Here is a 19,537-nt window from a genome sequence, read left to right as displayed (position 1 = left end):
AATCAAACATAAATTTGACAAAAAACACTAGTTTAAATTAACTATAATTCACAAATTAACTATATTCGCAGTATAAATAATAAATAAACATTTATGAAAACAAAACTACTTTTTAAGGGAGTCGCTGCTATGGCTGCCTTAGTATTTAATCAAATTAACGCACAGCAGTACCAGCCTGTTACCATTCAAGGCGGTTTTAATGCTGACGTGATTGCTAATGGAGTGGGTGCAGGATCAACTTCCACCAATAATGATGTAGATGGTGTGAGTTATGCATTTCTATCGCGTGACTTTCAACTTACGGCATCCAGCACAGCACTTACATATGGTTTACCGGTTAACCGGATTATCAATTCAGCTGTCGGATCTACCTCTGGTCTGAGTTATACACTGGCTTCGTACAGTTCTAACAATTCACTGAGATTACTTGCTGCCGGTAATTCTGGCACTCTGACTTTTTCCACCCCAACTCCAGCGATAAGCCTCTATGTTTTAGCTACCGGCGGCAGTGGTGATACCGCTGTAGATGCAGTGGTTAATTTTTCAGACGGTACAAACCAGACTTTTCCTTCTTTAAGCATATCAGACTGGTATGGAGGGAGCAATTTTGCCATTCAGGGAATAGGACGAATAAACCTGAACAACAATATTCTTGAATCAGGTAACGGAACCAATCCAAGATTGTATCAGATACCGTTAGCTATATCTGCTGCAAATCAATCAAAAAACATCCAGAGTGTAACTTTTACAAAAACAGGAACTGGCGGTATTCCGAATATTTTTGCAATATCTGCCGATTTGTATAATTCATGCCCGGCTCCTTCAAATCTTACATACACCTCCGCCATACAGGGAGCGACAGTAAGCTGGACTGCTCCTGCAACTGCTCCGTCATCCGGATATGAATATTATTACAGTACCTCATCCACTCCGCCTACTTCTACTACTCCATTATCAGGAACAGTTCCTGCCGGCACAAACACAGTAACTTTAAGTGGGCTTACAACAGGTCAAAACTACTATTTCTGGATACGCTCAAATTGCGGCTCCGTAAAAGGTTTCTGGAAAATGATTGAATTTTCTACAGGACAGGTAGCAACCACTTATACTGCAGGTGATATCAATACGATGTATGAATCAGATCCTACCATAACTTCATCGACTACGTGTCCCGGAACTCTTACTGTAAATGTTCCTGCAGGATACAAAATCAGTTCTACCAATGTATCTTATACGATGTCTACAGTATCAAACGGCTGGATGGAAGAACAACAAAGTATACTTGTATGCACAACGAATAACACATCAGAAGCTTCTGTTTCTTCAGGATCCGGATCAAATACAGGAACATTTTCGTATAACAGATCAGGACTTTCCATTGCCAATAATCTTACGGGAAGTGTAAATTTTGAACTTAGGGCATGGCGTACTTATGGCGGTTCTGACTGTAATGCCGATTACAATAAAGTAGATAATAATACATGGAAGGTAACAGTAACTTTAGTACCTGCATCATTAGCAGTAAATGAGAGTAATTCTAATACTAAAGAAATACTGGTTTATCCGAATCCTTTCCAAGATGTTTTAACTATTGATAAGCCTGAAAACATTAAGAAACTAACTGTTACAGATTTATCAGGAATTGTTGTGAAAACCGTTGAAAATCCTGTGTCTGCATTACGCCTTGAAGGTGTAAAAGCAGGACTTTATATTCTGACATTTATGATGAAAGACGGTACATTAAAAAGTACTAAAGTAATTAAGAAATAAAAAATTAAAAAACAAAACCGGATAGCAGTATCCGGTTTTTTTTATGCCCTCAATTCGGTCTCCTAAAATTTCTCACCATTTACATACACTTCATACCCTATTTCAACATTAGGTTCTAAAGTTTTTGAAACTGAACAGTACTTTTCAAATGATAATTCTGATGCTTTTAAAGCTTTTTTGGGATCGATTTTTCCTTCTAAATAGAATTTTACAGTAATGGATTTAAATGGTTTTGCATCTTCAACAGGTACTCTGTCACCTTCAACTTCAGCTTTAAAATCTGTAATTTCCTGTCTTTGTTTCTTTAAAATTGAAACAATATCAATACCGCTGCATCCTGCAACTGCCATTAATATACTTTCCATGGGAGAAACTCCTGTTGCGCCAGGCTGAGAAGTATTATCCAAAAGTATAGAATTCCCCTGTGAATTGGTACATTCAAATAAAAAATCGTCGTTGATTCTGTTTAATGTAATTTTCATTTGCTTATTGCTTATTGCTTATTGCTTATTGCTTATTGCTTATTGCTTATTGCTTATTGCTTATTGCTTATTGCTTATTGCTTATTGCTTATTGCTTATTGCAAAATTATAAAATCTCCCGTTACGGATCCACTAGTAAATGACTCATCACCAATCATTCATAAATCAATCCTTCAGAATCCATCTGTTGTAGTTCTTCCTCTGTAAGAGTTTTTCTTAAAACTTTTATTGTGTATGCTCCTTTCACAATATTTTTATCATAATACATCCAATCTGAAATATTATCGCTATTCACCACTGCTTTATCACCAAGCTTAACATTAATGGGTTCTACTGGATCATTCTGTATAATTCCATGGTATTTTCCGTCACGAAAAATAATATCTCCAATCCAAATATGTTCACCACCACCATTCGGAGTATCAAATCGCTGTTTAACTGTAAAGTTTGAAAAATTTGGATTTTCGCTTAAAAGCGCCTGATGAAAATCTGATTTAAAGGTTTTCCTTGCCTTCTCAATAGCGGCATTCATTTCACCATCCTTTGATTCAACAAGAACGACTTCCTGTTTCCCATCTCTTTCTACTCTTTCCCTTTTATTCTCACAGCTCACTACAAGTAAATAAATACCTGCCATCATTAAAATTCTTCGCATCATAAATTTCATATTTTACAGAATCCCTCTTGCTTTGATCTCAAGATACTTATTAATCACCTCAACATTGAGATTTTCCGGAAGCGTGTAAACCGAATAAATACCGTATTTCCTAAGTTCCTGAATGATCAGTTTCTTTTCAAATTCAAATTTTTCTGCAATAACTTCATCATAGATCTCCTGCATGCTTTCAGGATTTTTCTGAAGTAAAGTCTGTAATTCAGAATTTTTAAAGAAAACAACAACCAATAAATGGTTTTTGGCAATCCCCCGGAGATATTTCATCTGACGGTTCAAGGCGTCTAAAGTTTCAAAATTAGTAAAAAGCAAAACCAGGCTTCTTTGGTTCACAGAATATTTTACATCCTGATAAAGCCTGTTGAAATCACTTTCGAAAAAATCTGTTTTGATATTGTATAGTGATTCTGAAATCTTCCTGAGCTGTCCTGATTTATTATCTGCTGCAACTTTATTCTCGGTTTTTCTGGAAAAAGTCATCATTCCGGCACGGTCGCCTTTTTTAAGAATAATGTGGGATAATGCCATACTTGCATTAATTGAATAATCAAGAAGACTTAATCCCCTGAAAGGCATTTTCATCGTACGACCTTTGTCAATCAGCATAAAAATACGCTGTGATTTTTCATCCTGAAACTGATTCACCATGAGACGATTTGTCTTGGAAGTTGCTTTCCAGTTGATGGTTCTAATGTCGTCACCCGGAACATATTCTTTAATTTTCTCAAACTCCATTGTATGTCCCAGCTTTCTGACTCTTTTGATACCGCCAAGCAAAAATTCATTTTGCAAAGCCATTAATTCATACTTACGGAGATGAACAAATGAGGGATACGCCGGCAACATAGCATCTTTCTGAAAAGTGAATCTTTTAGATACCAAACCCAAAGGCGATGAAGCAAAGATATTCAAAGCTCCAAAACTGTATTCTCCCCTTTCTTTCGGCTCCAGAATGTATTGAAATAAAGTATTTTTCCCTGGCTCAATATATTTTTCGATTAGAAAATCTCTCTTCTGAAACTGAAATGGTATTTCATCAATAATTTTCGTACAGATTTTAAAACTGTAATTATTTTTTATATCAACTTTCACCGGATTTTCATCGCCGTTAGATAATTTTTCAGGCAAAATCCTTTGAGCTAGAACACTATCTTTTTCTCTGAACAGAAGCAGGTAATCAACCATTCCTGCTAAAAAAACCAACAATAAAACAACATGACCAACTATCAGTAAAAACGGAAAGAAAAATGCAAAAACATACAGAATCCCCACTCCGATGAGCATGAAAAAAAAGCGGTTATTGATGTATAAATTTTTCATTTTTTATTTTTATACTTTACCTGTTCAATTATTTAGAAAGTATAAAGTATACATTTTTTTCATTTTTATTTTTCAAAATATAAAATCTCCGATTTTTGATTATCTCAAGATTTGATTTGTAAAGTTTTTTTTAAATCTAAAAACCAATCTGGTTTTCTTTTGATATCTTCTCTTATTTTATAATCTTGAGTTAATATAACCAAATCTTCCAAAAGCACTACCGGAATCTAAATATGAAATCTTTTTTAATTCAGTTGCATCAGAATAAATAATTGCAGGAAACTATCCTTTATTTCTTTCATTTTTCTCATTAAACTCACCAAATGTCTCATAGTTTTGTTCATAACCATCGCCACAACTAAAAATGAAAGTCATTAGAATAAATATAGTTAAAATTTTAACTTTATCTATTGTATTTCCTATCTCGGAATTTCAATTCCTTCTAAAATCTGACGGATGATCTCATCTGCGGTCAATCCCTCCATTTCTCTTTCAGGCGACACAATTACTCGGTGTCTCAGTACTGCATAACTCGCTTCTTTAATATCTTCCGGAGTAACAAAATCTCTTCCTCTGAGAGCAGCAAAAGCTTTTGAAGCCGTCAGCAAAGCTAAACTCGCTCTCGGCGAAGCTCCTAAATATAAAAACTGATTTTCTCTTGTGTTGATGATGATCTTGGCAATGTATTCTATTAGTTGAGATTCAACGATGATTTCTTTTACCAAGGTCTGATAGCGACTTAATTGCTGAGCACTGATAACGGGCTTAACAACATCAGTTTTTTCCTCCTGACGACTCTCATGCTGGTTTTTGATAATGGCAATTTCCTGTTCAAGATTCGGATATCCAACATTTATTTTAAATAAAAACCGATCAAGTTGTGCTTCCGGAAGTCTGTAAGTTCCTTCATGCTCGATTGGATTTTGTGTTGCAACTACCAAAAATGGTGCTTCCATTTCGTATCGTGTTCCGTCCATTGTAATTTGTCTTTCTTCCATCACTTCGAATAAGGCAGATTGAGTTTTAGCAGGCGAACGGTTGATCTCATCAATCAAAACAAAGTGTGAAAATATCGGACCCTTTTTAAATTCAAATTCAGAATTCTTCATGCTGAAAACGGATGTTCCCAAAATATCAGAAGGCATCAAATCCGGGGTAAATTGTATTCTGCTGAAGTCAACATCAATGGTTTTTGCCAAAAGTTTTGCCGTAATGGTTTTTGCAACCCCCGGCACACCTTCAATTAAGACGTGCCCGTTTGACAGCAACGCCGCAAGAAGATGCTCGATCATATCATGCTGCCCAACGATTACTTTTGAAATTTCAGCTTTTACTTTTTCTATACTTTCGCGAAGTTCAATCATATCAATCCTCGACTCAAATCCAGCATCTTTTTTTTCTAAATTAATAGATACCTGTTCTGTATTATGATGTTCCTGGTTTTCCATAGTGTTTATTTTTACAATTTAATGTAGCGATTTATTTAATGTAACAATGTAAGAGTTTATTCAATGTAGCAATTTATTTAATGTAACAATATATTTAATGTAACAATGTAGAAATCTATTCAATGTAACAGTTTATTCTGTGGGTAATTTAAAAATTTAAAATTCAGGGATGGTATATTTTATACTCTGATCTTTATGTTTTAATAATATCATCCAGCAGCTTATTCATTCTGACCAGATCTTCTTTCATTACATTGGCGTAAGGGTTTTGAGCTTTACTGAGTAAATCAACTGCTTCGTTGATGATCTCAATATTTTCACCCGTTTTGAGCTGAAGTTTTTTAGCAAATTCTGCATCTAAATTTTGGGTATCAATTAAAAGATCAAGTCTTACCTTATTCAGAAAGTACTGTGCTTTTTTCGCCATCATATCATGAAAATCACCTTCCTGCAAATAAAGGTTCCCGATACTTTTTACAAAATCTACCGACGTATTTTTCAATGTTTCAATAATCGGAACAATCCTCTGTTTTCGTTTGGCATTGAAAAAAATAAATAAGACCAAACCTCCAAGGAAAATCCACCATGCATATTTTAACGCCGGATTCCCCAATATAAATCTCATGAAAAAACGGGATTCTTTCGTATTTGCTTCTACAAACCACAGTGTTTCTTTATTATCCAGATAAGAAAAAACATCCTGTGCGTATTTTGTGTTTCCTGATTGTAAAAGATAATAATTTGTTAAAAAGAGAGGTTCACAATGTACATAAACAGTTCCTTTTCCAAATTTTGTTTTTATAAAATTGGCTTGATCAGTATTTTCATTCTCAACTGTTTTTCCTAAAACCTGAACTCCCGGTTTGATATACGAAAATCCACGTCCTGACGGAAATTTATCCAATTTGATAAAATCGTTCTGATATTTTTTGTCCGTCAGTTTCAGAACATTCTGATCTTCAAAAGAAATCTGCGAATCATAAAACCCTATGCTGTCTGAAATTTCTTTCGGCATTCTGCTTATAATTAACATGGCATCAGAACCTTTTGAAACTTCATCAAGAATTTTATTCCATGACTGAATATCTATTTCATTTTCGATGACTAAAATATTATGAGCCTTCTTTCTATTCTGACTATAGTAATTATATGCAGTGACATCAACTTTTGTAAGATTGCTTTTAAACAGCTCTTTAACCTCCTGATTAAAAACAAACAATCCGAAAGGAGACTTTTCGTTGACATCAAAATTTTTCCGCCAGTCGACAACCTCTTTTTTGTTAACTTCAAACAATGCCAGAATCACCATGATGATGATGAAAATTAAAGCATATATTTTGAAAGTTTTATTCATTGTGAAAATTTAAATTAGGGTTTGAATGACTGATACTGTTCTTTAAACTTCAAATAACTATCCTCATCTATGTTGAACTCTCCATACCATACATAATCGAAAATATAGGAAAGACCGGAAAATTCATTCTTTATATTCAGAGCTTTTAATTCTGCAGTGTAATCCCTGTTTGTTTTTTCAGGATTCCAGATAATGAGCTTTTTATCACTGAGCTTTTTCAGGAGAAATAAAAAGTGATATCGTATGGCTGACCGGTAATCTTTTGATCTTTCAAAAGCGGAAATACTTTCAGGAAAATTAATTTCATGAATATTTTCATGTAATTCTTCATCATTAATAATCACTTTTTTATTTCTTTTTCCAAAAATAAAGTTTCCGTTTCTTCCAATTATAAATTTAACGATGAAGTACAAAAGGAATCCAACCAGAATAATGGCAAACAGCCGTATAACAACAACTGTAACCTGCGCTGAACTTTCTAAACTCGTATCACCGAAAATACTTTGAATCAGTTTTAAAACTTTTCTCATCAGCTTATTCCAAAATGATTCCCTAGGTTTTGAAGTGGAATAGTCAAATTCATTTCCTTTGTATCTTGATCTGATATTTTCTTTGAAACTTTTCGGATGAGCAGTGTTTTCAGAAACAGGATTTTTCAGCAAAACAGAATCAGCACGGTACATATTTTTATAATGAGACGTATTCAGAGAATCTTCATATACTTCTTCGTAGTAATCATCATAAACACTTGTACTGTCAACGTACTGAGCATCAGAAAACCCGGAAAAAAGCAGGAGTGCTGTGATAAAAAATATTTTATTCATTGATTCCTATCGTGTCAATTTCTTTTAATTCCACTTTCTGGTGAAGGTCTCTCCTGCTGTCATAATACATAAGTCCTGAATTGATATACATTATATTTGACAGGAAAAATGACACCAATAACGAAATTCCATACATCACAAAAAACAAAATACCCATCGTTCCCACGAACGGATTCTGCTCAAAGTTACCATCCGGTTCTGTGGTCATCATCGTTCCGAAAAATATAATCATCGGAACCATGGTAAAGATGGTGGTAATTACATAAAGAATAATTGATATCACTGTCGTGGATCCCCAATATTTCCAGTAAGGAGATGATTCCCTCCCGTTGGGGTAAGAAAACTGTGAACGTATAGCATAGCTTAAACTTTCAAAAAAACCTTTGCTACTGTTAAAGTAATCATACATCAGGAATGTAATTACATTAAATACAGTTGGAAATACAAATAAGAGAATGGGTATCCCGATAATAATAAATACAAGAGCATAAGAAATCCCTATTAGTATAAACGATATGGGAGTTATAATAAAAATCATTCCTATACAGAGAATTCCAATCCGTCCTGCATTATTTTTAAAATCGTTTAATATATTCTCTGTGCCGGTTTTTTGTTCGCCTTCAGCCAGTCTTTTAAGATAAAAAACAGGGTATAGATAGTTAACGATCGTCAGAACGGCGAAAAGCATAAAGGTTATCAGTCCGACAGCGATAAGCATCCCTGAATTATCTTCAAAATAACTTTCCATGTAAGAACCATTTCCGCTTAAATTAGACCCGAAAACCTGCATTAAAATCTCTCTGTAGCCAAATATCACCACTACTACAAGCAAGATAAGCAGAAGCCCGTTCAGGAGAATATAATTTTTAAAGTAATTTTTACCGTATAATTTGAAAAATCCGAAACTGTCACTGATGAACGTTCCGAAATCTCTTTTTTTATAAAACTGCATCATGGGTGATTGAAGGTGTATTATTAATTTTCCTGTTAACAATAAATGGATAAACAAAGTAGTAAAATCCTATAATGAACAGACATCCGAAGATAATGATTAAATTTAAAAATTCCGGCATTTTCAAAGCGTGTCTTGTGACATAGCCTTCAATAATTCCTGCACAAACTGTGAATGGAACGGTACTTAAAAATATTTTAAACGAATCTTTTAATCCTATTTTTAAAGATTCAAATCTTGAAAGTGTTTTCGGAAAAAGCAGTGATGTCCCAAGAATCAGACCGCACATCGCTTCCACCACCATAGCAAATATTTCGAATACTCCGTGAAGCCAAATTCCTCTTGCACTGTCTTTCAATGCTCCATAATCATAGAAAAAGTACTGAAATGAGCCTAACATAACAGAATTGGATAAAAGTACATATAGTGATCCTACGCCGCCAAAAATCCCATAGATGTATAATTTTGCACCAACACCGATGTTATTTAAAGTAATTCCTATAGTACTTCCCCAATTTGATCCACTCTGATATACTCCGACAGCATTTCCTGCTTTGATATTTTCTATTGTCGTGTTTACATAGCTTTCACCTAAAATAATTTTGGCAAAATCTTTATCGTAAATTGCAGATAGAACCCCCATGGAGGTAAAAAGAAGAAAAAAGATAAAGGCATACAGCAGGTATCTTCTGTATTGATACACCAGAAGCGGAACTTCGGTCCTGAAAAAATACAAAAGCCTGTTTTCTTCAACCCTTTTGGTTTTGTAAATTTTCTGAAATATCTGAGATGACAGATGATTAAGATAAACGGTTGTATTACTTTTAGGATAATAAGTTTGGGCAAAAGACAGATCGTTGATCAGGTTAATGTACAATGAAGACAGGTCATCAGGATTTTTTTTGATTTTCCCTTGAATAACCTGTTCGATTCCCAACCATTTTTCTTTATTTTGTTTAATAAAATAAACCTCTCTCATAATTGTAAGGCTAAAATAATAAAAATTATGTCTCAAATTGCGATTAATACCTCACAAAATGTAAATATTAATTTTAACATTTCAAGTGTGGGTGAAAGATTTCTTGCCTTTATCATTGATTCCTTAATTAAGATTGCATATGGAATCGTGATTTTTTATCTTTTTTTTGGTTTTTTTGATCTGGGATATATCTTAAACGGTCTTGACGAGTGGTCAATTGGTGCAGTCTACAGTATTCTTCTGTTTCCCACCATTATTTATCCGGTAGTGCTGGAAAGCCTCATGGAAGGGCAGACCTTTGGAAAGAAAGTAATGAAAATCCGTGTCGTAAAAATTGATGGCTACCAGGCAGGTTTTGGAGATTATCTGATTCGGTGGGTCTTTCGGGTTATTGATGTATCTTTTTTGATGATTGGTTTCATTACCATGATTATAACAAAAAACAATCAGCGTTTTGGAGATATTGCTGCAGGAACGGCTGTTATCTCTCTTAAAAACAATATCAATATTTCGCATACCATTTTAGAAAACTTAAAAAGTGATTACATACCTACCTTTCCACAGGTAATTGGTTTAAGCGATAATGATATGAGGATTATTAAAGATAATTATCTGAAAGCTTTAAAAATTGATGACCGTCAGATCATCAGCAAACTTTCAGATAAAATAAAAGGCATTTTAAAACTGGAGGTTGACCCTACAAAATTCACTGAAAGACAGTTTATCGGAGTTGTAATTAAAGATTATAATTATTACACAGGAAAAGAGTGATTAAGGATAATCCTCAATTTTATTTTAAATATAACGTGAGATAATTATTTAAACTTAGAACATAACAGATTCACAATTTGCATCTGATAATCACATTCGGTGCAGATTTTGTATCATTTCTAACAGCAAACAAGTCTTACTTTAATTATTTTTGATACAAAAATATTAAATACGTATCACATAAACCTTTACCTATGAAATTCGAAAATAACAGATCCGACAACGGTGGGGTTATTACCCTTAATAACGAAATCAAAGAAGTCGGAAGACTGACATATACTATATTTCCTGAAGATAATAAACTTATTATCTCATTTGTTCTTGTTCATCCCGAATTTGAAGGTCGTGGAATGGGGAAATATTTGGTTGAAGAAGCAATCAAATTCTCAAGAGAAAACGAATGGAATGTATATCCCCACTGTTCGTATGCCAGAGCTGTGATGCGAAGAATGACCGATGTGGAAGACATCTTTTTAGAACGTTAAAACCTCATTTAAAATGATGTCTTCAATATTGTCTGGATAATTTACTTTGAAATGAAGATCCCGATGAACCCAATCTCTAATTTTTTCTATATTCAGGGATTTTGAACTTTGAATCCCCATTTTATCTAATGCACATGCGTTACATTCCTGTTCATACTGATTATGAATAGGAATAACAAACAGTTTTTTATCCATAAACAGAGCTTCTGCCGGACCTTCGAAACCTGCATTGCATAATATACCGTCACAACTTTCAAAACATTCCAGAAAATGAGTTTCATCGATCGGATAAATTTCTACGTTCTTTATTTGGTTATGAATATTGGTATATTTTGAAAACACTTTCCATTCAACAGGAATCTGATTAAGAACTTTAGTGATATTTTCATCTGAAAAGCTTGGTAAATAGACCACATAAAATCCTTTTTTAACAGGATTTAAATTTCTGATTTTCTTTCTGATCACAGGCTTTTTAATCTGTGGATGGTAATTATTGAAATGGAAACCTATTTTATCTGTACTTGGACAATAATGTTCAAGAACCAATTCACCTAAAAAATCTTTTTTATCCGGTTTTGGAGTTTCTTTGAAACTCATTGAAGCCTGATGACTGAGTTCGAGCATTCTCAGGTTTCTCAGTTTACAGGCCCAGGCAGTTAATGGTTCATAATCATTAATAATCAGATCGTAATGATTTAATTCAATATTCCGTATTGTATAAGCCGCTTTGAGAAAGTTATTTTCAAAAATAATTTTTTTATATGAAATTCCGCCTGATTTGTTGTAAAGAAGGGATACACCGCGATGTTTAAAATCTATATTAAAATCAGTTTTCAACTGGGATTGATGTCCACTGATAAGAGTATCTACGGACGCATATTTTTTTAAAATGGGAATGATTTCCTGAGCTCTCGCAACATGACCGTTTCCTGTTCCCTGAAATGCATACAATACTTTCATTGGTAAATATTTATCATTTTAGATAGATGAGTGAAGCACTTCAACAGTTTTTCCACACCATAAAATGGGATTAGAGCTTTCATCCTAAGAGAATTGAGTTACTATTTTCAGGAGATCAGAATTATTCATATCCTGAATTTCTTCAGATTCGTCATCTAAAAGTAGGTGCTGATGATCTTCATAATGAAAGATTTTCCATTCTCCATCATTATATTCCAAAGCAGAAAGATTTTCAATCCAGTCTCCGGAATTCAGATAAGTGCAGGAACCTTTTTTAGTCGTCACCTCACGTATCTGTGGTTGATGAATGTGTCCGCATATTACAAAATCATATCCATTGTCAATAGCAAGTTCAGAGGCTGTTAATTCAAAATCTCCAATATATTTGACTGCTTTCTTAACGTTATTTTTGATTTTCTTTGAAAATGAATATTTCTCTTTACCCATTTTATCTAAAAACCAGTTGACCATATTATTAATAACAATCAGAAGATCATATCCTTTTCCGCCCAATTTAGCGATCCATTTTGAGTGTTGTACAGATGCATCAAAGACATCCCCATGAAAAATCCATGTCTTTTTTCCATGCAGAGTCAAGCATAATTTATTAATGACTTTTAGCTTACCTAATTCAAAATCGGTAAATTTTCTGAACATTTCATCATGATTGCCTGTAATGTAATAAACGTCAGTCGTTTTTGTGGCAAATGAAATGATCTTTTTAATCACTTTCAGATGAGGCTTAGGAAAATAAGATTTTTTAAATTGCCAGATATCAATAATGTCACCGTTTAAAACTAATGTTTTGGGTTGAATAGAATTCAAATATCTAAGCAGTTCTTTAGCTTTACATCCGTAAGTTCCCAAATGTATATCCGAAATGACAACCAATTCTACGTTTCTTTTCATTTACAGATCTTTTTCTTTCTAACAAATTACACAACCTTTCGCATATTAAACTGCATGCTGAAAAGATTGAATATATGATTTTTGCAAAGAAACTACATGAAAATGAATTATATATGAATGTAATATTATTTTTTGCCTCCCAGCTACTAATAATATAAAATAGCCACGAATACGAAAATACATTTCTTGATTTCCTGTTAATAGAATTTCAGGTGGCTCAAGATTTGACATTATGTGTATTCGTGGCAAAAAAGTGATCAGCACTAACTGATATTAATCTTATTTTACAATGACTCTAACAGATCATCAGTAATTTCCATATTATGATAAACGTTCTGTACGTCATCATCTTCTTCAAAGCGGTCAAGCATTTTCATATTGGCTTTAAACTGTTCTTCTGTTACTTCTTTAGTATTATTTGGGATTCTTTGAAGTTCTGCACTTTTTACTTCAATTCCAAGTTCATCTAACTTATGTGATAAAGAACCGAAATCCTCAAAAGCTGTCGTAATCATCACTTCTTCGTCGTCTTTATCAATATCCTCGGCTCCTCCGTCAATCATCTCCATTTCAAAATCATCCCAATCCATTTTGATTTGTGCAAGATCAATACTGAAAATACCTTTTCTGTCGAAAATGAATGCCAGTTCACCATTTTTCCCTAAGTTACCGTCAAACTTATTAAAAACAGCTCTTACATTTGCTACAGTTCTGGTCGTATTGTTTGTAGTACACTCGACAAAAAAAGCTACACCACCCTGCCCGTATCCTTCATAATTGATTTCTTCATAATTTTCCGCATCTGCTCCACTTGCCTTTTTAATTGCTCTTTCAACATTATCTTTTGGCATGTTGGCCCCTTTTGCATTCTGAATGCATCGACGCAGTGCTGGATTGGCTTCCGGATCAGGACCACCTGCCTTAACAGCCAATGCTATATCTTTACCTATTTTAGAAAAAGTCTTGGCCATTTTGTCCCAACGTGCCATTTTCGAAGCTTTTCTATATTCAAATGCTCTTCCCATTTTATATTTTAATTTTCACAAAATTACTCAAAATCAACAATAAAAAAAATACCCCCGGAAAATCCGGAGGTATTTATTATTTAGAAAAATTAATTATTTTCTTTTTTTAGCTGGAGCTTTTTTCTTAGCTGGAGCTTTTTTCTTAACTTTTACTGGAGCTGGATCTTCATAATCTCTCTTTTTAAGAGCATTCCACTGAGCAGCATCTTCAATAGCAGTTACAACTACTTTTCTGTCAACTTGTCTTTCAGTATCTGAAGCAGTAGCAGGAACAGTAGCTTTCGCTTTACCTACACCGATAGATTTAAGAGCGTTTGCATCTACACCTCTTGCATCTAAAGCAGCAACTACAGCAGCAGCTCTTTCTCTAGATAATTTCAAGTTGTAAGCTTCAGCACCTTTAGCATCAGTTCTACCTTCTAATAGATAGTTACCTCCGTCTTTCTTGATCAAGTCAGCAGCAGCATCTAATGCACCTTTTGAATCAGCTTTGATTGTAGCTTTGTTGAAATCAAAGAATACACTTCCAAAGTTTTGCTCTAATTCAATTGCAGTTTGTTTTTTAGGCTTAGGACATCCGTTGTATTCTGGAAGACCTGGAACAGTAGGACAAGCATCATCTTTATCTAAGATACCGTCACCGTCTGTATCTGGCCAAGGACAACCGTTGTTTTCTGCAGGACCTGCAACAGTAGGACAAGCATCATCTTTGTCGATTACACCGTCACCGTCTGTATCTGGCCAAGGACAACCATTGTTTTCAACAGGACCAGCAACATCTGGACACTGATCGTCTTTGTCTGGAACTCCATCTCCATCAGTATCAGGACATCCCTGGAATTCAGGTAAACCTGGAGTATCAGGACATAAATCGTCTTTGTCTAGGATACCATCCTTATCTCTATCTCTGTTCCCGAATCTGAAGTTCAAAGAAGCAGAAGCCTGCCAGAAGTTAGCATAGTTAGCTTTATCACCTGGAGTTGAAACATAATCTCCCTGTACACCAAGACCAAAGTTTTTAGTTAACCAGAAGTTAACACCAGCACCTGTAGCAACTGCAAAGTGATTAGCTTTACCGCTTTCGTTACCGTTGTCTCCGTTAGAAACTGTTTCACCTCTGAAATCTGTTCTAGGGAAAGTCAAAGCTGTGTAATCATGTCTAAGGTAGTTAGCACCTACTCTTAAATACGGATCAAACCAAGACTCTTCGTCCCATAGTAAACCTGCAGCTTTAGCCTGGAAACCAAGACCAGTCATTAACATGAATTCTTTACCCATGTTGAATCTTTGGTTCTCAACGTTTCCAACAGTAGTCTGCCAGTCCAATACCAAACCTTTACCGATGTTTCTTGCAACAGTAAGTTTAGACAATGGTGGAGTGATAGAGAAGTTGTTCATATTGAACATAGTCTTCGTCAAATTGTTAGCAGAAAACGTATTACTGAAATTACCTGCCTGTGCTTTATGGTTCTCTGCGTGAGCACCAACCCCGATCATCCACGGATTGTTGGTAGTCTGAGCGAACACAGTAGAGGCAACAGTAAGCGCCAATGCTGAAATTCCTAATTTTAGATTTTTCATAGAATTAAATGATTAAATAATTGATATTGCAAAATAAATATAATTTTTCTTTATAAACAAAGTTTTCAGGATGATTTTTAACTTTTCTTTAATATTCTATCGAGGCTCCGTTTACTTTCTCTGTCTTTTATTGCTTCTCTTTTATCGAAAAGCTTTTTACCTCTTCCCAACGCAATCAGTACTTTAGCTTTGCCTCTGTCGTTGATATATAATTTTAAAGGTATAATCGTGTTACCTGCATCTTTGAGTTTTTTTTCGAGTTTTAACAATTCTCTTTTGTGCAACAGCAACTTTCGTTCCCTTTTTGTTTTATGATTATAAAAAGTTCCTAATTTGTATTCATCAATCATCATGTTAATGATGTATAATTCCCCGTCAATAAACTGACAGAAGGCTTCTGTGATGGATGCTTTAGAAGAGCGCAAAGATTTTATTTCTGTCCCTGTAAGCACCATTCCGGCTTCCAGTTCTTCAATAAATTCGTACTCAAAACGTGCTCTTCTATTTAATATATTAACTGTTTTTTCGATCTTCATATCTAAAATTTCCTTACTGTAATATACAAAATTACCTTACATTAAAACTTGAGTATTACAATATTATAAATACCCGATTTCTTTTCGTAATTTTGCGCCAAATTTACAAACTAATATGTTAACAGTATCTAACTTATCTTTACAATTTGGGAAAAGAGTCCTTTTTGACGAGGTGAACATTATGTTTACGAAAGGAAACTGCTACGGTATCATCGGAGCAAATGGCGCAGGAAAGTCCACATTCCTTAAAATACTAACAGGAAAGCAGGATCCAACTACAGGACACATATCTCTGGAACCGGGGAAAAGAATGTCAGTTTTGGAACAGGATCACTTCGCATATGATCAATTTACAGTTCTTGATGCTGTTTTAAGAGGAAATAAGAAATTATTTGAGATAAAAGAAGAGATGGATGCTTTATATGCTAAAGAAGACTTCTCTGACGCAGATGGAATAAAAGCGGGTGAACTTGGAGTTATCTATGAAGAAATGGGTGGATGGAATTCAGAATCTGATGCACAGACCATGCTTTCAAACGTAGGTATTAAAGATGATATGCACTGGCAGATGATGAGCGAACTGGAGAACAAGGATAAAGTAAAGGTTCTTTTGGCTCAGGCACTGTTCGGAAATCCTGACGTACTGATCCTGGATGAGCCTACCAACGATCTTGATATTGATACCATCGCATGGCTGGAAGATTTCCTTGCTGATTACGAAAATACAGTAATTGTAGTATCTCACGACCGTCACTTCCTGGATACCGTGTGTACACATATCGGTGACTTAGACTATGCTAAGTTAAATCTTTATACAGGTAACTATTCATTCTGGTACCAAGCCTCACAATTAGCAACGAGACAGAGAGCACAGGCAAATAAAAAAGCTGAAGAAAAGAAAAAAGAACTTCAGGATTTCATCGCCAGATTTAGTTCAAACGTTGCAAAAGCAAAACAGGCAACGGCAAGAAAGAAAATGATCGACAAATTAAATATCGACGATATTAAACCTTCGTCAAGAAGATATCCTGCAATCATTTTCGAAATGGAAAGAGAAGTAGGCGATCAGATTTTAGATGTTAAAGGTCTTGAGAAAACAAAAGATGGAGAATTGTTATTTTCTAATATTGACTTGAATCTCAAAAAAGGAGATAAAGTTGCCATCATCTCTAAAAACTCTCTTGCGATCACAGAATTTTTCGAAATTTTAGCTGGGAATAATGTACAGGACAAAGGATCAGTAGCCTGGGGCGTTACTACAAATCAGTCTCATATGCCATTAGATAACACTACTTTCTTCCAGGAAGACATCAACTTAGTAGATTGGTTAAGACAGTTTACTAAAAATGATGAGGAACGTCACGAAGAATTTATGAGAGGATTTTTAGGAAGAATGTTATTTTCAGGAGATGAAGCTTTAAAGTCCTGTAAGGTGCTTTCCGGAGGTGAAAAAATGAGATGTATGTTCAGCAGAATGATGCTCCAGAAAGCCAACGTATTGCTGTTGGATGAGCCTACAAACCATTTAGATCTTGAGAGTATTACCACATTAAACAATTCATTGTCTAATTTCAAAGGAAACCTTTTATTGTCATCTCATGACCACGAAATGCTTCAGACGGTATGTAACAGAATTGTTGAACTGACACCAAAAGGAATCATCGACAGAGAAACTACGTATGATGAATATCTTGCTGACAAGAAAATTAAAGAATTAAGAGAGAAAATGTATTCTTAAAATATATTCTTATCAATATCAATTAAGCGTTTCATTTTGAAACGCTTTTTTTATTTAACTTAGGATGAAATAATAATACTTATGAGATCAAAAATATTTTCTATATTTCTGTTACTTTATTTCATCAATCTACATTCCCAAAACAAAGATCCAAGATATCAGCCAAAAGAGTACGTGGAAATCAACCATCCGGAATGGTCAAAAAATGCGACCATTTATGAAGTTAACATCCGTCAATATACTCCCGAAGGAACTTTCAGGGCTTTCGAAAAACACCTTCCGAGATTAAAGAAAATGGGGATTGATATTCTATGGCTTATGCCTGTACATCCTATTGGTGAGCTCAACAGAAAAGGCAAATTGGGCAGTTACTATTCAGTGAAAGATTTTAAAGGGATCAATCCTGACTTTGGTACAATGAGAGATTTTAAAAATCTGGTTGACAAAATCCACTCGATGGGAATGTATGTCATCATCGATTGGGTGGGTAACCATTCTGCATGGGACAATCCTTTGGCAAAAGAGCATCCCGAATGGTATACAAAAACCAAAGAAGGAAAATTTCAGCCCACGCCATGGTACGATTGGGATGACGTTATTGATTTTGATTATAACAATCCTGATTTCAGAAAATACATGACCGGTGCATTGAAATATTGGATCAGAGAGGCTGATATTGATGGCTATCGCTGTGATGTAGCCGGATTTATTCCTGTTGATTTCTGGGAAAATGCTCGAACTGAGCTTGATCTTATAAAACCAGTATTTATGCTGGCAGAGTGGGAATCAAGAGATCTGTACAGAAAATCATTTGATATGACCTATTCCTGGTCACTATGGGACAAAATGAAATCGGCAACTGTAGAAGGGAAAGGCGCTCCGGCACTTTTTGAATATATGGCTCATGATGTGAACAGCTTTCCTTACAATTCCTATAGAATGACTTTTACGGATAATCACGATAAAAACTCCTGGGAAGGAAATCAATATTCAAACTTTGGAAAAGGTCTTGAAGCTGCCATGGTTTTTTGCAGTACTGTTAATGGAATGCCATTGGTATACAGCGGACAGGAAGCCGGACTTAACAGAAGCCTGTCTTTCTTTGAAAAAGATTTAATCAAATGGAATGAACACCGGTTTTCGAAAATGTATGAAACCCTTTTTAATCTTAAGCATAAAAACCAGGCTTTATGGAATGGCAAATGGGGAGGAGAAATGATCAGAGTCTCGAATGATAACATGAAAAATATTTTATCTTTTTACAGAGAAAAAAATAATGATGCGGTTTTGCCTGTAATTAATTTTTCAGATCAAGAGTCATCCGTAAATCTGGAAACAAAATATTATAAAGGGAAATATAAAGAGTTGTTCTCAGGTAAAGAAATCAACATTACTCAGGATAAAACTCATTTTGATATCCAACCGTGGCAATATCTTGTTTTGGTAAAATCGAATTAGAAAGTGAATTTATCCATTGCAAGAATTCAACATCAAATAAAATTACTTTTGAACCAATTACAAATTAAAGCATAATGAGTTTTCAGGAGCTTATTCCAGCTCTCCGCTATATCTTTTTTGTGCCAAGGCTTGCCTTGATAACAAAAAGGGATGTCACTCCGATCTGGCTCAGAAAGTCTGACCGATTATAAAATTTTCACTTTCAATAATTTGCATTTACCAAATCAGTTACATACATTCTTTATAGGTTGAGGCACTCAGATATACCATAC

Annotated in this window: 18 protein-coding genes; 5 read left to right on the top strand and 13 right to left on the bottom strand. The window is 34.6% G+C overall.

All coding sequences use genetic code 11. The features are described from left to right. The first annotated feature begins 93 nt into the window (after positions 1-93). Positions 94-1,770: a T9SS type A sorting domain-containing protein gene (locus AC2A07_RS09980; RefSeq protein WP_484050262.1), complete on the top strand. Its 1,677-nt coding sequence runs from the start codon at positions 94-96 to the stop codon at positions 1,768-1,770. 62 nt (positions 1,771-1,832) lie between these two features. Here AC2A07_RS09980 and AC2A07_RS09975 read toward each other — a convergent pair whose 3' ends face one another. From AC2A07_RS09975 to AC2A07_RS09940, 8 genes are all read right to left on the bottom strand, one after another. Continuing rightward, positions 1,833-2,252, bottom strand: coding sequence for an OsmC family protein (locus tag AC2A07_RS09975; RefSeq protein ID WP_484050261.1), 420 nt, complete (start codon positions 2,250-2,252; stop codon positions 1,833-1,835). A 154-nt stretch (positions 2,253-2,406) separates the two neighbouring features. Then, positions 2,407-2,910, bottom strand: a complete 504-nt coding sequence (locus AC2A07_RS09970) for a DUF2314 domain-containing protein (RefSeq protein WP_484050260.1) — start codon at positions 2,908-2,910, stop codon at positions 2,407-2,409. Positions 2,911-2,922: 12 nt separating this feature from the next. Further along, a complete protein-coding gene (locus AC2A07_RS09965; RefSeq protein ID WP_484050259.1) occupies positions 2,923-4,245 on the bottom strand; it encodes a DUF58 domain-containing protein in 1,323 nt (440 codons plus the stop codon). A 419-nt stretch (positions 4,246-4,664) separates the two neighbouring features. Beyond that, positions 4,665-5,609 carry an AAA family ATPase gene (locus tag AC2A07_RS09960; RefSeq protein ID WP_484050379.1) on the bottom strand — a complete coding sequence of 315 codons (945 nt, stop codon included), beginning with the start codon at positions 5,607-5,609 and terminating at the stop codon, positions 4,665-4,667. Between the two features lie 277 nt (positions 5,610-5,886). Then, the gene (locus AC2A07_RS09955; protein ID WP_484050258.1) at positions 5,887-7,047 is read right to left on the bottom strand and encodes a DUF4350 domain-containing protein; all 1,161 of its coding nucleotides are present in this window, start codon (positions 7,045-7,047) and stop codon (positions 5,887-5,889) included. 14 nt (positions 7,048-7,061) lie between these two features. Next, the gene (locus AC2A07_RS09950; protein ID WP_484050257.1) at positions 7,062-7,871 is read right to left on the bottom strand and encodes a DUF4129 domain-containing protein; all 810 of its coding nucleotides are present in this window, start codon (positions 7,869-7,871) and stop codon (positions 7,062-7,064) included. Further along, complete coding sequence (locus tag AC2A07_RS09945; RefSeq protein WP_484050256.1) at positions 7,864-8,823, bottom strand: DUF4013 domain-containing protein; 960 nt, start codon at positions 8,821-8,823, stop codon at positions 7,864-7,866. The genes AC2A07_RS09950 and AC2A07_RS09945 overlap by 8 nt, the downstream gene beginning before the upstream one ends. Then, positions 8,810-9,802 carry a stage II sporulation protein M gene (locus AC2A07_RS09940; RefSeq protein ID WP_484050255.1) on the bottom strand — a complete coding sequence of 331 codons (993 nt, stop codon included), beginning with the start codon at positions 9,800-9,802 and terminating at the stop codon, positions 8,810-8,812. The genes AC2A07_RS09945 and AC2A07_RS09940 overlap by 14 nt, the downstream gene beginning before the upstream one ends. 27 nt (positions 9,803-9,829) lie before the next feature. Between AC2A07_RS09940 and AC2A07_RS09935 the strand changes: the two genes are divergently transcribed. Next, positions 9,830-10,573 (top strand): RDD family protein, encoded by a 744-nt coding sequence (locus tag AC2A07_RS09935; RefSeq protein WP_484050254.1) that lies wholly within the window; start codon positions 9,830-9,832, stop codon positions 10,571-10,573. 194 nt (positions 10,574-10,767) lie between these two features. After that, a complete protein-coding gene (locus tag AC2A07_RS09930) occupies positions 10,768-11,058 on the top strand; it encodes a GNAT family N-acetyltransferase (protein ID WP_484050253.1) in 291 nt (96 codons plus the stop codon). Here the strand turns inward: AC2A07_RS09930 and AC2A07_RS09925 are convergent. The 5 genes from AC2A07_RS09925 to smpB all read right to left on the bottom strand — a co-directional run bounded on the left by AC2A07_RS09925 (position 11,047) and on the right by smpB (position 16,069). Next, a complete protein-coding gene (locus tag AC2A07_RS09925) occupies positions 11,047-12,018 on the bottom strand; it encodes a glycosyltransferase family protein (RefSeq protein WP_484050252.1) in 972 nt (323 codons plus the stop codon). The genes AC2A07_RS09930 and AC2A07_RS09925 overlap by 12 nt on opposite strands. Before the next feature lie 84 nt (positions 12,019-12,102). Beyond that, positions 12,103-12,927 (bottom strand): metallophosphoesterase, encoded by an 825-nt coding sequence (locus tag AC2A07_RS09920; protein WP_314499803.1) that lies wholly within the window; start codon positions 12,925-12,927, stop codon positions 12,103-12,105. 284 nt (positions 12,928-13,211) lie between these two features. Next, positions 13,212-13,952, bottom strand: coding sequence for a YebC/PmpR family DNA-binding transcriptional regulator (locus AC2A07_RS09915; RefSeq protein WP_484050251.1), 741 nt, complete (start codon positions 13,950-13,952; stop codon positions 13,212-13,214). A 93-nt stretch (positions 13,953-14,045) separates the two neighbouring features. Further along, entirely contained in the window at positions 14,046-15,533 is a 1,488-nt protein-coding gene (locus AC2A07_RS09910; protein WP_484050250.1) for an OmpA family protein, read from the bottom strand. Positions 15,534-15,610: 77 nt separating this feature from the next. Continuing rightward, positions 15,611-16,069, bottom strand: coding sequence for an SsrA-binding protein SmpB (gene smpB, locus AC2A07_RS09905; RefSeq protein WP_484050249.1), 459 nt, complete (start codon positions 16,067-16,069; stop codon positions 15,611-15,613). 115 nt (positions 16,070-16,184) lie between these two features. On the opposite strand from smpB, the gene AC2A07_RS09900 reads away from it, so the two are divergent. Next, complete coding sequence (locus AC2A07_RS09900) at positions 16,185-17,807, top strand: ABC-F family ATP-binding cassette domain-containing protein (protein ID WP_484050248.1); 1,623 nt, start codon at positions 16,185-16,187, stop codon at positions 17,805-17,807. 81 nt (positions 17,808-17,888) lie between these two features. Next, positions 17,889-19,265: an alpha-amylase family glycosyl hydrolase gene (locus AC2A07_RS09895; RefSeq protein ID WP_484050247.1), complete on the top strand. Its 1,377-nt coding sequence runs from the start codon at positions 17,889-17,891 to the stop codon at positions 19,263-19,265. Positions 19,266-19,537 lie beyond the last annotated feature (272 nt).

Source organism: Chryseobacterium sp. HNCC26DJ238 (assembly GCF_057180465.1).
Note: the sequence above shows the minus strand (reverse complement) of the source record. Positions and strands in the feature narration are given on the sequence as shown.

Coding starts and splice junctions, on each gene's coding strand:
- AC2A07_RS09980 (WP_484050262.1), top strand. CDS start 94: ATGAAAACAAAACTACTTTTTAAGGGAGTCGCTGCTATGGCTGCCTTA.
- AC2A07_RS09975 (WP_484050261.1), bottom strand. CDS start 2,252: ATGAAAATTACATTAAACAGAATCAACGACGATTTTTTATTTGAATGT.
- AC2A07_RS09970 (WP_484050260.1), bottom strand. CDS start 2,910: ATGATGCGAAGAATTTTAATGATGGCAGGTATTTATTTACTTGTAGTG.
- AC2A07_RS09965 (WP_484050259.1), bottom strand. CDS start 4,245: ATGAAAAATTTATACATCAATAACCGCTTTTTTTTCATGCTCATCGGA.
- AC2A07_RS09960 (WP_484050379.1), bottom strand. CDS start 5,609: ATGATTGAACTTCGCGAAAGTATAGAAAAAGTAAAAGCTGAAATTTCA.
- AC2A07_RS09955 (WP_484050258.1), bottom strand. CDS start 7,047: ATGAATAAAACTTTCAAAATATATGCTTTAATTTTCATCATCATCATG.
- AC2A07_RS09950 (WP_484050257.1), bottom strand. CDS start 7,871: ATGAATAAAATATTTTTTATCACAGCACTCCTGCTTTTTTCCGGGTTT.
- AC2A07_RS09945 (WP_484050256.1), bottom strand. CDS start 8,823: ATGCAGTTTTATAAAAAAAGAGATTTCGGAACGTTCATCAGTGACAGT.
- AC2A07_RS09940 (WP_484050255.1), bottom strand. CDS start 9,802: ATGAGAGAGGTTTATTTTATTAAACAAAATAAAGAAAAATGGTTGGGA.
- AC2A07_RS09935 (WP_484050254.1), top strand. CDS start 9,830: ATGTCTCAAATTGCGATTAATACCTCACAAAATGTAAATATTAATTTT.
- AC2A07_RS09930 (WP_484050253.1), top strand. CDS start 10,768: ATGAAATTCGAAAATAACAGATCCGACAACGGTGGGGTTATTACCCTT.
- AC2A07_RS09925 (WP_484050252.1), bottom strand. CDS start 12,018: ATGAAAGTATTGTATGCATTTCAGGGAACAGGAAACGGTCATGTTGCG.
- AC2A07_RS09920 (WP_314499803.1), bottom strand. CDS start 12,927: ATGAAAAGAAACGTAGAATTGGTTGTCATTTCGGATATACATTTGGGA.
- AC2A07_RS09915 (WP_484050251.1), bottom strand. CDS start 13,952: ATGGGAAGAGCATTTGAATATAGAAAAGCTTCGAAAATGGCACGTTGG.
- AC2A07_RS09910 (WP_484050250.1), bottom strand. CDS start 15,533: ATGAAAAATCTAAAATTAGGAATTTCAGCATTGGCGCTTACTGTTGCC.
- smpB (WP_484050249.1), bottom strand. CDS start 16,069: ATGAAGATCGAAAAAACAGTTAATATATTAAATAGAAGAGCACGTTTT.
- AC2A07_RS09900 (WP_484050248.1), top strand. CDS start 16,185: ATGTTAACAGTATCTAACTTATCTTTACAATTTGGGAAAAGAGTCCTT.
- AC2A07_RS09895 (WP_484050247.1), top strand. CDS start 17,889: ATGAGATCAAAAATATTTTCTATATTTCTGTTACTTTATTTCATCAAT.